This is a genomic window from Christensenella sp. (assembly GCF_034927525.1).
Classification (GTDB): domain Bacteria; phylum Bacillota; class Clostridia; order Christensenellales; family Christensenellaceae; genus Christensenella.
On sequence record NZ_JAYFPU010000179.1, the window covers coordinates 25334 to 38438 of the forward strand.

Sequence of the window (13105 nt, forward strand, 5' to 3'; positions counted from 1 at the left end):
AAATGAGAAATGTTGGAATTTACACTCGCACCGCGTAAAAATGAGATGGTAGACGCTCTGAAGATGATCCTTAACATCCCGAGCGTAAAGGGTGAAGCACAAGGCAACATGCCTTATGGCAAAGGCGTTTTTGACGCGCTGATCAGGACGCTTAATCTTGGGGAACGGCTGGATTTTGACAGCGTGAATTTCTTTTCCCATTTGGGATACGTGGAATATGGCGACGGCGACGAGATGCTTGCCATTGTAACGCACCTGGACGTCGTGCCGGCGGGCGAGGGATGGACAGTGCCCCCGTTTGAAGGAACTGTGAAGGATGGCCGCGTATACGGCCGTGGTGCGATCGACGACAAAGGGCCTGCGATCGCGGCGCTGTTTGCGCTGTCGGCGATCAAGGAAAACTGCATCAGCCTCAACAAGCGCGTGCGCATTATTTTTGGATGCGACGAGGAAAGCGGTTGGGCGGATATGGATTTTTATACGAAAAACGGCGGGGAGATACCCACGATGGCGATTTCGCCGGACGCGGAATTTCCTATCGTGAATGCTGAAAAAGGTTTGCTGCACTTAACGCTTCGGCGCACGGCGTATGACTATGAGCAGGGCGGCGCGCTCGTCTTAACGGATATGCACGCGGGAGAGCGCGTGAACGTTGTGCCCGCGCTTGCGGAGTGCACAATTGAGGGGAATACGAAGGCGCTTGGCGCTATGATCGATATTTTCAACGAGGATTCGCCCGTTAAGATCACGTCCGCATCGATAGAAAACGGAATGATATTGCAGGCGCATGGCACTTCGGCGCACGGTTCCAAGCCGGAGGACGGTAAAAATGCGCTTAATTACCTGATACAGTTTCTAAATACGCTGCCTCTGAAAAAAAACGTGTGGAGCGATGCGGTATATGAGCTTGCCGCAGCGATCGGTACAGAAACGAGCGGCGCGACGCTGGGCGTTGCGCAGGAGGATTTTTCGGGCGCGCTTACCTTGAATGTCGGGTATTGCAAGGCGGAAAAAGACGGGCCTGCGATCGGTGTGGATATCCGTTATCCTGTGGACAGCGACAAGGATGGTATCTTGCATACGATAAAAGAGAAGCTTTCGGGCTTTGAAGTCGAGGAAACGTTTTCGCGCCCCTCGCACCATGTGAGCGAGGATTCGCCCCTTGTTTTGGGGCTCAAGCAGGCGTATGAGGAAGTGACGGGCGAAAAAGCCTATTGCATCACGATGGGCGGCGCAACATATGCGCGCGCGTTCCCTAATTCGGTTGCTTTTGGCGCGCTGTTCCCGGGGCAGGTGGGCACGGAGCACCAGCCGGATGAATATATTGAAATCGATTCGCTTGTAAAAATAGCGGATATATTAGCAAACGCCATATTGGTGCTTTGTAAATAGCAGGCAACGAAGGAGTTTTTTAAATGAAGTGCTTAACAAGTGACGAATTACGACAGATGTATTTGGATTTTTTCAAGAGCAAGGGACACGCGGTCATCAGGAGTGCATCGCTGATACCCGAAAATGATCCTACTGTTCTTTTTACGACGGCGGGCATGCATCCGCTCGTTCCGTATCTGATGGGTGAAAAGCACCCGGCGGGTACACGGCTGACCGACGTGCAGAAATGCGTACGCACGGGCGATATCGACGAGGTAGGCGACGAAAGCCACTGCACCTTTTTTGAGATGCTGGGCAACTGGTCGCTGGGCGATTATTTCAAAAAGGAAGCGATCGCGTGGAGCTATGAATTTTTGACGAGCGACGAATGGCTGGGTATTGAAAAGGATAAGCTTTATTTTACATGTTTTGCAGGCGACGAGGACGCGCCGCGCGACATGGAGGCATACGACAGGTGGCGCGAGATGGGCGTCAGCGACGACCACATCTTTTTCCTTGAAAAGAAGCACAACTGGTGGGGGCCGGCGGGCATCACAGGGCCGTGCGGACCGGACAGCGAAATGTTCATCGATACGGGCAAACCTGCATGCGGGCCGGATTGCAGCCCGGCGTGTGACTGCGGGAAATACCTTGAGATATGGAACGACGTATTTATGGAATATAACAAGCAGGCGGACGGGACGTTTGTGCCGCTGGAACAGAAAAATGTGGATACGGGTATGGGGCTTGACCGCACGATCGCGATTTTGCAGGGCAAGAAATCCGTATATGAGACGGACGTGTTTGCGCCCATCATTGCAAAAATCGAGGCGCTTTCAGGCAACAAGTACGAGGGTGCGGACGAGGAAACGAGAAAGGCTTTTCGTATTGTGGCTGACCACATCCGCTGCGCGACCTTTATGATCGGCGACGAGCGCGGCATCACGCCGTCAAATGTCGACCAGGGCTATGTGCTGCGCAGGCTGCTGCGCCGCGCGATCCGTTTTGCGGGCAAGCTGGGCATTGCGGAGGGAAACCTTTCCAAGATATCCAAAGTGGTGATCGACAAATATGCGCACGCGTATGATGAGCTGCATCAGAATGAGGCAAAGATACTTGCGGAGATCGAAAAAGAGGAAGAACGCTTCCAGAAAACGATTGTGCAGGGGCTGAAGGAATTTGAAAAGGTGACGGCGAGTCTTGCGGTGGGGGATTTGATCGACGGTAAGAGCGCGTTCCGGCTGTATGACACGTTCGGGTTTCCCATTGAGTTTACGCTGGAATTAGCGGATGAACGCGGCTTTAAGGTGGACAAGGACGGCTTTGACAAAGCATTCGAGCATCATCAGGAGCTGTCGCACGCGGGCGCGGAGCAGCGCTTCTCCGGCGGCCTTGCGGACACAAGCGAGCAGACGGCACGGCTGCACACGGCAACGCACCTTCTGAATGCGGCTTTGCGGAAGCTTTTGAGCGACGATATCACGCAGAAGGGTTCCAACATTACGGCGGAGCGTCTGCGTTTTGACTTTAACTTCGACCGCAAGGTGGAGCGCGACGAGCTTGACAAGCTGGAGGAATACGTCAACGAAGCGATCGGTGCGGGGCTTGACGTGGTGGAAGAGGAAATGACAGTGGACGAAGCAAAGGAGCAGGGCGCGATGGGCGTGTTCGATTCCAAATACGGCGAGCTGGTGAAGGTTTATACGATCCCCGGGTATTCCAAGGAGATCTGCGGCGGGCCGCACGCAAAGAACACAGCAGAGCTTGGTCACTTCAAGATCAAGAAGGAGCAGAGCAGCAGCGCAGGCGTGCGCCGCATCAAGGCTGTGCTTGACTAAGAAGGAAAATAAAAGAGCCGCCTTTATAAGAGGCGGCTCTTTTTTGTTGTATATGATCGATCCGCAGACGTGATGCGGTGTTTGCTTCCGACGTCTTTGCAAGCGCAGAGCGCAGACTCGGAATGCAAATAGCCATCTAAGGCTGCGGTATGCTACGTCGATAAGAAATAACTTAGCTTACAGAATGCATACGGTCGAGCGGCCAGATGACAAACGTCGCGTGACCGACGATCTCATCCTTTGCAATCGGGCCGATGTACGCGGTGCGGCTGTCAAGAGAGTGGGCGCGGTTGTCGCCCATCACGAATACGGTATCTGCAGGAACGGTCACAGCCTCCATGTCCGCATAAGGATCGGCGCTGATGTATGTTTCGCTGAGCGGTTCGCCATTACGGTATACTGTGCTGTTTTTCACCTCGAGCGTATCGCCGGGCAGACCCATCACACGTTTGACATACGTACCTTCCATATTGGGGTAGTGCACGATGATGATGTCGCCGTATTCGGGCAGACCAAAATAGCGGCTGACCTTTTCTACTGCGAGACGTTCGTCCGATTCGAGCGTCGGCTGCATAGATGCGCCGTCCACCAAAATGATCTCGAAGAAAAACGCGCGTACGACGAACGCTATGATGACGGCGATGATGATGGAAACGATCCATCCCCATATGGCGCGTGCTTTGCTTTCGGTGCGCGGCACGGCGCGTACGGGCTTGCGTTTGCGCCCGAATTCGTCATATTCTAAAAGATCGTCGTCGATCGGTTCGAAGTAAGTATCGTCCTGATCGTCGCGCTCGTACGATTCCGCGTAAAAATCCTCGTCCGTATCGTAATAGGGTTCCTCGTAAGGAGCGTCTTCCTCGATATGCGGTGCGTTTTCGTAAAGATAATCTTCCTCGGGCTGGGTGTCGTAGCCCTGTGGGGGAACGACGATCCTGCGGCGGTAAGAATCCTCTTTGGGCGGTGTATAAAATTCTTCGTCATTGCCGTATCCGCCGAAGTTGGAACGGTCGCGCGGGCGGTACGGCCTGTTGTTTTCGTTTCCTAAGTCTCTGCTCATGTAGGTACAACCTTTTTCAGTCTTTTTATAAATGTTTCGTGATCGAGCATCACGATGCGTCCGCATGTCAGGCACTTGATTTTTATATCTGCGCCCGTACGGATGACGACCCAGCGGCAGCCGCCGCAGGCGTGTGGCTTTTTCATTTCCACTATATCGTTACAGCTGATTTCTTGATTCATACACGTTACCATACTGTGCACGGATTTTATCCGCACATACCTTTTCTATTATACATGATTTCTTTTTGAAAGCCTAGGACAAAATGATGCTTGCATATAAATTTGGGGAAAGTTATAATTATAGTTGGTCTTAATTCTCAAAATATACGGGAGGTGAGATATACGTGGACGCAGACCCTAAACGAACGCAAAGAATAATATCAGGCAGCGGTGTGCGGACGGCGTATTTTCGCCCGTGATGCCGGCCTGCCAGGAGAAAGCAGGTGAAAGGCAATGATCAGCATTTTCAGTACGGCTGAGAACAACAAATTCAAAGAGATCGACAGCATCGAGCCGGGTGCATGGATCCATTTGCTCGACCCCTCGGAGGAGGAGATCGTTTCTGTCAGGGACGCTCTTAACATCGAGGACGAGTTTATCCGTGCGGCGCTTGACAGCGAAGAAGCGGTGCGTATCGACGTGGAGGACGACCAGACGCTTGTCTTAGTCGACATTCCGCTCGTCACATCAGAACGAAATTCGTTTGTATATACGACGCTGCCGATGGGCATTATCATCACGGCGGATAATATCATTACGGTATGTCTGGAGGAGACCTCTATTTTGGAGGATTTCTGGAACCAGAATATTCGCGGCGGGTTTGATACTTGTAAAAAGACACGCTTCTTATTACAACTGTTATATAAAAACGCAAGCAAATATTTGCAGTATCTGAGGCAGATCGACAAGGCTTCTACACAGGTGGAAAACGCACTTCATAAATCAATGAAGAACAGCGAGTTGATCCAGATGCTTAAGCTGGAAAAATCGCTGGTGTATTTTTCTACATCGTTAAAATCCAACGAGGTAGTTCTTGAAAAAATGCTCAAATCGCGCGTGATCAAAAATTATCCCGACGATCTTGACCTTTTGGAGGACGTTATCGTTGAAAACAAGCAGGCCATTGAGATGGGCACGATCTACCGCGATATCCTCTCTGGTACGATGGATGCGTTTGCGAGCGTGATCTCGAATAACCTCAATATCGTGATGAAGATATTGACGTCGCTGACGATTATTTTAGCAATCCCGACGTTGTTCGCAAGCTTATGGGGCATGAACGTACCATTGCCTTTTGCTTCAGAACCCCTGGGTTTTGTGTGGGTGATTGTGATCGCGGGCGTGTGTTCTGGCGTGGCGGCCTATATTCTGTGGAAGAAGAAAATGTTTTAGGTATGGGCAAATATTGGTAACATCTTGTAAACAGTCCTGATAAATGCTACAATGATGATACAAAAAATTTGGAAAAGTATCGGGTAAGGTTGAGTATATATGAATGAAAAAATTGTGATAAAAGGCGGGATCCCGCTTAAGGGAACCATCGATGTGACAGGGGCGAAAAATGCCGCGGTTGCGATTTTACCTGCAACTATATTGGCAAGGGGCGTTTGTGTCATTGAGAACCTGCCGAAGATCGCAGACGTGCTGATCATCAAACGTATTCTGGCTGAGATCGGCGCAGAGGTGGAGTTTGACGACAACGGTACGATGACCGTTGATACGACGAATATCAATACAAGCAATGTAACGATGAACCTCGTGAAGCGCATGCGCGCGTCGTATTATTTGTTGGGCGCGCTGTTGTCACGCTTTGGCGAGGCACAGATCAACCTGCCGGGCGGCTGCGCGATCGGCGAGCGTCCTATCGACCAGCATATCAAAGGAATGGAAGCGCTGGGCGCAGAGGTCAAGACAGAATATGGGATGCTCAAGGCAAAGGCGCCGGATGGCCTTGTAGGCAGCGACGTATACTTAGACGTTGTCTCGGTAGGGGCGACGATCAATATTATGCTGGCGGCGGTATGCGCAAAGGGGCAGACGTCCATCGTCAACGCGGCAAAGGAGCCGCACGTAGTGGATATTGCGAACTTCCTTGTGTGTATGGGTGCGAAGATCAAGGGCGCGGGCACGGACGTGATCCGTATCACGGGTGTGGAAAAGCTGCACGGCTGTAACTATTCCATTATTCCGGATCAGATCGAGACGGGCACGCTGATGATCGCGGCGGCGGCAACGCGCGGCGATGTGATCATTAAAAACGTGATCCCCACGCATATGGAAGCATTGTCCGCCAAGATGGTGGAAATGGGCATTTCCGTGCAGGAAGGCGCGGACTTTATTCATGTGAAATGCGACAAAAAACCGAAGGCAGTCAAAATCAAGACGATGCCGTACCCCGGGTTTCCGACGGATTTGCAGCAGCCGGCTACCGTGTTGCTTTCGACGGCACAAGGGACGAGCATGATCGTGGAAAGTATTTTTGAATCGCGCTTCAAGCATATCAGCGAGATACGCCGCATGGGGGCGAAGGTCAATACTGACGACCGTGTGGCGGTCGTAGAGGGTGTGGAAAAGCTTACAGGGGCACCTGTGAGGGCAACGGATTTGCGCGCGGGCGCTGCTCTTATCGTTGCAGGACTGATGGCGGACGGCGTCACAGAGATCCACAACATCAAATATGTAGACAGGGGATATGACCACATCGAGGACAAGCTCAAAAAGCTGGGGGCGGACATCCGCCGCGAAGAGGTCATTCGTACAGAGGACGACGATCTGGATATTTATTGATCAGAAAGAAAAGCAAAGGGAATGCCGCTGGCATTCCCTTTTTTGATGTTGAAAGGGCTAGAGCGCATTGACCGCGTCCCGCAGCGCCTTGATCCCGCTTGCGTCGTCGGAGACGGACAATTCGAAATCGAACGATTTCACTTCATCAGGTTCGATATACAGCAGCATACCGTTTTTCCGCGCGTGTGCGCGTCCCATCGGCGTATATACGCCTGGATTGACGCCGAGTGCATAGTCGCCAGCCATCATGGATTTCCATTCGGTCATGAAGGGCAGTTGCAAAGTATTGTATTTGAGGGCGGCAGCCAGGCCGAGAGCTTCGTTTTCCACGACCACGGTCGTGTTGTCATCCGCATCGCCACGCAGCCTGCAGAAATAACATTCCTCCGGCCGACCTGCGCCGGGCGCGTCCATCCGATAACGGGTATCAAATCCGTTTTTGGCGATCTCGTCACGCGGGGTACACTCCTGTTCTGCAAGAAAAACCTTTGTATGCTCGCTGATGAGGGGATAGCCAAAGTTGAAGTGGTAAAGAAGCATAAACGGCTGCTTTTCAAAGCCCTCGTTTTTGATATCATCGTGGATGGATATCTTGTTCTCGCCGTATTTCAGACGGATGGTGCGTTCGCACATCAGGTGTTCGGCGTATACCTCGCTTTGCCGCAATTTGCCGCGCACAACGATTTCAGGCACAGTGCCGGACTTGTCTTCCACACATGCGCATACCTCCTCAGCAGGGGTACAGGGCATGGGGCCGTGCAAGCCAAGGCTTTTGCCCGCGTCATCGCATGGCGCACCCATGTGCGTCATACCGCACGACATCATCATGCCGCCGAAAAAGTTCTTATAAAACCCATCCTTGCCATTTTCCACATAATAGGTGGGGGCGACGACGCCTGTATGGGAGAGAAAGCTCAGGTTGATTCCCTTATAGGTCACCTCGCCAAGGGAGAGGCCGCGGTCGCACAGCACCTCTGCCTGTAGCTGCGCGCCGTTTTTGAGACGCAGCAGCTTAACGCCGGTTTCTTTACCATCAAGCAGCATTTCGCTGCGCACACCGAAGGTCTGGTAGTCGTGACCGATGTAAGGGCGTGTCTGTTGATACGTAAGATTCATAATATACCTCCGTTTTTATGGTATTGACTTTGCTTTCAATAGATTATAATATAAAAACAAGAGAAAGAAAAACGTTTTTTTATAAAGGAGAAAAATTATTATGGCAGTTTCACAGGAAAAAAGGGAAGAGATCAGGCAAAAAGCGCTGGAATATTATGAAAAAGCGCATATTTACCTGACCGAGGAGGAAAAGAAAAATCTGGAGATTGCGGATATGGGTCTTGGAAGAATCGAAGAATTTGGTATTCAGATACATATTTATATCAATACCAAGCGCTATGCCGCCAAGGAGATGGTGCTGCTGCCCGGCCAGATTTGTCCGGAGCAATGTCATCCGCCGTTTGAAGGCGACGTTGGCAAGGAGGAAACATTCCGTGTACGCTATGGGACTCTTTATGTATACACCGAGGGCAAGCGTACGCCGGAAGCGGAGATCAGGGCAAGGATACCGGCGGACAAACAGGATTGTTTTCGCGTATTTCATCAGCTTATATTAAAAAAGGGTGAACAGTTTACGGTGAAGCCCAATGTTACACACTGGATATGTGGGGGCGAGGAAGGCTGCGTAGTCAGTGAGTTTTCGACGTATAACCGCGACGATCTTGATATTTATACAGATCCGGAGATCAACAGGATGGATGGAGTGACGCACAAAGAAAGCTGAAACTATATATTGACAAGAGGGAATGGGCAGGATATGATATTGAGTATAGTAAAAGGTTTTTCCTGCGATTTGGTTTAAAAATGCGTAAAAAGCTTTATAAATTACATAGATGTTTTATTTTTTTATATATTAGAAAAACGATTTACAATATACAATCCCCTATTTTAAAGGAAATCAAAGGAATTCAGGAGGTATGAAAATGAAGATAGAATACAAAGATATGTACTCGATCCCGGTAGACAGGGATGCGGTGTTTGATGCAAACAGTGAAGCGTATGCAAGATGCCAACGCCTGCGGCATCAGGTGGTGAATGCGAAGTCTTATATCTGCATGGAGCGTGCGCGGCTGATCACGCAGTCTTATAAGGAAACGGAAGGTTTGCACCCGCTGATGAGGCGGGCAAAAGCGTTTGAAAAAATATTGGCAGGCATGTCGGTATATATCCTGCCGGATGAGATCATCGTCGGGCATCAGGCGGGCAGGCAGCGCAGCGCACCGCTTTTTCCAGAGTTTGCGGTGGAATGGATCGACGAAGAGATCGAATCGTTTGAAAGCCGTCCGCAGGATTCGTTTACGCCCATCAAGGAGGATATTGAGGAATACCGCAGGGATATCGTACCTTATTGGAAGGGCAAAACGATGTATGACCGCATCCAGTCTTACATCACGGACGACATCCGGCTGGAGCGCTATGACGCAAATGTTTTCTCGCTTGGTTTGCATGAGGACGGCGGGCTTGGTCATGTATTGCTCGATTATGGACTGCTGTGCCGTGAAGGGCTAGGCGGACTGATCAAAAAATGTGAACAGAAGCTTGCGGAATTGGATATGACCAAGCCGGATTCCCTTGATAAACGTTTGTGGTACGAGTCGGCGATCAGCTTTTGCAAATCGACGATCTTGTTTGCGCACAGGTACGCGGACAAGGCAGTTGAGATGGCACAGGAAGAAAAGAACGCAAAACGTAAGGCAGAGCTTGAGACTATTGCTAAGGTATGCCGCCGTGTGCCTGAATTCCCGGCGGAAAGCTTCCACGAGGCACTGCAGTCGCTGTGGTTCTGCCAGGTGGTGCAACAGATAAACGACAACGGCGTTTCTTATACGCTGGGGCGTTTTGACCAGTATATGTATCCTTACTATGCTTCGGATATTGAAAATGGTGTGCTTGATAAACAGCAGGCGCAGGAGATTTTGGAGGCGTTCTGGACAAAAATCACGGAGCCTATCAAGGTGTATCGCGAGGATGACGCTAAAATCCATGCAGGTTACCCGATGGGGCAGAACATTGTGATCGGCGGTGTGAAGCGTGACGGCACAGATTCGACAAACGATCTTTCGTACCGCTGTCTGGAGGCGCATACGCACATCCTTTTGATGCAGCCAAACTTTTCTGTACGCCTGCACAACGGCACGCCGGATGAATTTATGGAAAAGGTCGCGGAGGCGATCCGCATGGGCAATGGTATGCCGCAGATATTAAACGACGAGGTATATGTGGAAGCGATGCAGCGGTTGGGCGTTTCCTTAGAGGACGCGCGCGACTATGCGCCGGTTGGCTGTGTGGAAAACGCGCCGCTCGATGCGTGGCACAGGGGCAACGGTGGCTATTATAACGTAGCCAAGGTAGCGGAGCTGGCGCTCTCTGACGGCGTATGTAATATCTGTCATAAGCAGGTCGGGCCGCATACGGGCAAGCCGGAGGATTTAAAAACTTTTGACGATGTGAAAAAGGCGTATGAGGAGCAGATGGCGTATACTACCACACTTTCGGTTCGCTTAAATGCGATCGTGGATCAGGTACAGGCAGAGCTGATGCCTATCCCGCTCACATCGCTGCTCATCGGGCCGACGTGCCTCGAGCGCGGAACAGACGCGCTCCGTGGCGGTGCAAAATACAACTGGACAGCACCGCTGGGACTGGGCGTGGCAAATGCGGGAGATTCGCTTTACGCAGTGAAGAAGGTCGTATATGACGATAAGAAATATACCATGCAGGAGCTGTGTGATGCGCTCGACCATAACTTCGAGGGCGCGGAGCCAATGCGGCAATACCTATTTAACCGCGTGGAAAAATACGGCAACGATGAGGAAGAAGTGGACAGCATGGTGCATTATGCGGCAGACGTCTTCTTTGATTCGCTGGAAGGTTATCAGGGTTATCATGGAGGGCCGTTTGTCGGTTCGTTTGTACCGGTCGCGGCGAACGTGGCCTTTGGATATACCACGGCGGCTACGCCGGACGGCAGGCTTGCAGGCACAATTTTAGCGGATGGCGTTTCGCCCTCCAACGGTGTTGACAAGCACGGCCCCACCGCAGCGCTTAAGTCGGTATGTCATGGCCTAGACCACCTGCGGTGCCCGAACGGTGTGATCTTTAACCAGAAGTTCAATCCTACGGTGCTCGCGGGAGAAGAAGGTCTCAGTAAATTTATGAGCCTCATCCGTTCTTATATCAAGATGCGCGGCGGACATGTACAATTCAACGTGGTTTCGGCAGACAAGCTGAAGGAAGCGCAGCAGGTGCCAGAGAAATATAAGAGTCTGGTGGTGCGTGTGGCAGGGTACAGCGCATTCTTCAATGAGCTTTCGAGGGACGTGCAGGATTCCATCATTACAAGGACGGAAAACGCCCAGATATGATGGCGGGAATGGAGAAAAAAACAGTTATGGAAGCTTTGATATTCAACGTACAAGGCTATAGCATACACGACGGCGGCGGTATCCGCACGATCCTGTTCTTTAAAGGTTGCCCGCTTACATGCGATTGGTGCTCTAACCCGGAATCGCAGAAGTTCGAGCCGCAGTTTGAGTTCAACGAGGCGGACTGCATGGGCTGCGGCCTGTGCGTAACACAGTGCCCTACGCAGGTAAGGAAGGCGCCGGGCGTGTATGTTGACGGCTGCGCCGGCTGCCATGTATGCGTGGATGTATGCCCTACAGCGGCGCTAAAAATTGATGGAAAGAAATATGATGTAGACGGTGCGCTCAAGCTGGCGCTTAAGGACAAGGCGTTTTATGAGCAATCGGGCGGCGGTGTGACCTTTTCGGGCGGCGAAGCGCTGTGCCATGCGGATTTTATCAGCGAGTTGACGGACAGGCTGCACAGTGAAGGCGTGAACGTAGCCATCGAAACGTGCGGCGCAGTCCCGTGGGACAAGATAAAGACAGCGGTGCAGAAGATCGATACCGTGCTCTATGACTTAAAGCATATGGACAGTGGGCAGCATAAGGTATTCACGGGCATGGGCAACGAATTGATTTTAGACAATGCCCGGAAGATCGCGCAGATGAAAGGGAAGGATATGATCATCCGTATCCCGCTTATCGGCGGGGTAAACGCGGACGAGGAAAACATTCGCAGGACGGGCGCGTTTGCAAAAAAGATCGGCCTTTCAGAAATACATCTGCTGCCGTATCATCGCTTCGGGGAGCCAAAGTATAGGAAGATTGGCAAGGAATATATGGGGGAGGCGTTCAGCACGCCGACGGACGCAGAGCAGGAAAAACTTACCAAACTGCTGGAAAACATGGGGATCGCCGTTGTGATCGGTGGATGATACAAAAGAAGGAAACAGGAAAAAGAGCCGTAAAACAGCTCTTTTTTTGTTGGTTTGGAAATAAAAAAGACAAAAATATTACAAATGTAAAACGATTATATAAATATAAAAAAAATACGTTAAATTGAGAAAATTGTATTGACAGGAAAAGTAGCGTATGTTACGATGTACTTGTTAAACGATTTACTGATTGTTAAACAAGTTTATACATAAAATCCAAGGGAAATTAAACATTATACAGAGAATAATTCCGAAAAAGGCAAGATAATTTGCTGTTGGGGAATAAAAACGCCTATTGATCGTAATCGTTGCGTTTTTTTTAAAACATAAAGTAAAAGGATTTACCAAAAAATAAAAAGGATCGATACCACAAAACGTGGTAACAAAAGGAGGAAAAGATGAAGAAGATTTTATTTTCGGTACTGGCAGTAGTGCTTTGCTTCGCTCTGGTAGCTTGCTCTGCACCCGCGACACAGGAAAGCCCGGCGGCGACGGATTCTCCGGCGGCAGCAGAAACAAAGGAAGCGGCTGGCGAAAGCGCTGAAGCGACAGGCAATGCGCCTGCAAGCGCGGAGGCGGCGACGGATTCCGGCGAACGTCCGCTGGCAAAAACGCTCGAAACGGATATGAGCATCCTTGCGGGCAAAAAGGTCGGTTTTGCGGAAAGAAACACCAATGGTGCATGGCTGATCGCACAGCTCAACAATAT

At 50.9% G+C, this 13105-nt stretch carries 10 protein-coding genes and 1 pseudogene; 8 read left to right on the plus strand and 3 right to left on the minus strand.

All coding sequences use genetic code 11. The annotated features are described in order from the left end of the window. Positions 1 to 9 precede the first annotated feature (9 nt). Positions 10 to 1392 (plus strand): dipeptidase PepV, encoded by a 1383-nt coding sequence (gene pepV, locus VB081_RS07425; RefSeq protein ID WP_323400189.1) that lies wholly within the window; start codon positions 10 to 12, stop codon positions 1390 to 1392. A gap of 23 nt (positions 1393 to 1415) precedes the next feature. Further along, positions 1416 to 3209, plus strand: coding sequence for an alanine--tRNA ligase (locus VB081_RS07430; protein ID WP_323400190.1), 1794 nt, complete (start codon positions 1416 to 1418; stop codon positions 3207 to 3209). Positions 3210 to 3381: 172 nt separating this feature from the next. Here the strand turns inward: VB081_RS07430 and lepB are convergent, their stop codons facing one another. Both lepB and VB081_RS07440 read right to left on the minus strand, forming a co-directional pair. Then, positions 3382 to 4269 (minus strand): signal peptidase I, encoded by an 888-nt coding sequence (gene lepB / locus VB081_RS07435; protein WP_323400191.1) that lies wholly within the window; start codon positions 4267 to 4269, stop codon positions 3382 to 3384. Next, positions 4266 to 4451: a DUF951 domain-containing protein gene (locus VB081_RS07440; protein ID WP_323400192.1), complete on the minus strand. Its 186-nt coding sequence runs from the start codon at positions 4449 to 4451 to the stop codon at positions 4266 to 4268. The genes lepB and VB081_RS07440 overlap by 4 nt, the downstream gene beginning before the upstream one ends. 273 nt (positions 4452 to 4724) lie before the next feature. Between VB081_RS07440 and VB081_RS07445 the strand changes: the two genes are divergently transcribed. Together VB081_RS07445 and VB081_RS07450 are read left to right on the plus strand one after the other, a co-directional pair. Further along, the gene (locus VB081_RS07445) at positions 4725 to 5663 is read left to right on the plus strand and encodes a magnesium transporter CorA family protein (RefSeq protein ID WP_323400193.1); all 939 of its coding nucleotides are present in this window, start codon (positions 4725 to 4727) and stop codon (positions 5661 to 5663) included. 99 nt (positions 5664 to 5762) lie between these two features. Continuing rightward, positions 5763 to 7058, plus strand: a complete 1296-nt coding sequence (locus VB081_RS07450; RefSeq protein ID WP_323400194.1) for a UDP-N-acetylglucosamine 1-carboxyvinyltransferase — start codon at positions 5763 to 5765, stop codon at positions 7056 to 7058. Positions 7059 to 7115: 57 nt separating this feature from the next. Here VB081_RS07450 and VB081_RS07455 read toward each other — a convergent pair whose 3' ends face one another. Next, a complete protein-coding gene (locus tag VB081_RS07455) occupies positions 7116 to 8174 on the minus strand; it encodes an aldose 1-epimerase family protein (protein ID WP_323400195.1) in 1059 nt (352 codons plus the stop codon). A gap of 100 nt (positions 8175 to 8274) precedes the next feature. Here VB081_RS07455 and VB081_RS07460 point away from each other — a divergent pair, with 100 nt between their 5' ends. The 4 genes and pseudogenes from VB081_RS07460 to VB081_RS07475 form a co-directional block, all read left to right on the plus strand. Then, entirely contained in the window at positions 8275 to 8838 is a 564-nt protein-coding gene (locus VB081_RS07460) for a D-lyxose/D-mannose family sugar isomerase (RefSeq protein WP_323400196.1), read from the plus strand. Between the two features lie 199 nt (positions 8839 to 9037). After that, positions 9038 to 11479: a glycyl radical protein gene (locus VB081_RS07465; RefSeq protein WP_323400197.1), complete on the plus strand. Its 2442-nt coding sequence runs from the start codon at positions 9038 to 9040 to the stop codon at positions 11477 to 11479. A 26-nt stretch (positions 11480 to 11505) separates the two neighbouring features. Continuing rightward, positions 11506 to 12396, plus strand: a complete 891-nt coding sequence (locus tag VB081_RS07470; protein ID WP_323400198.1) for a glycyl-radical enzyme activating protein — start codon at positions 11506 to 11508, stop codon at positions 12394 to 12396. Between the two features lie 398 nt (positions 12397 to 12794). After that, positions 12795 to 13105, plus strand: a pseudogene (locus VB081_RS07475) (hypothetical protein); the annotation flags it as partial.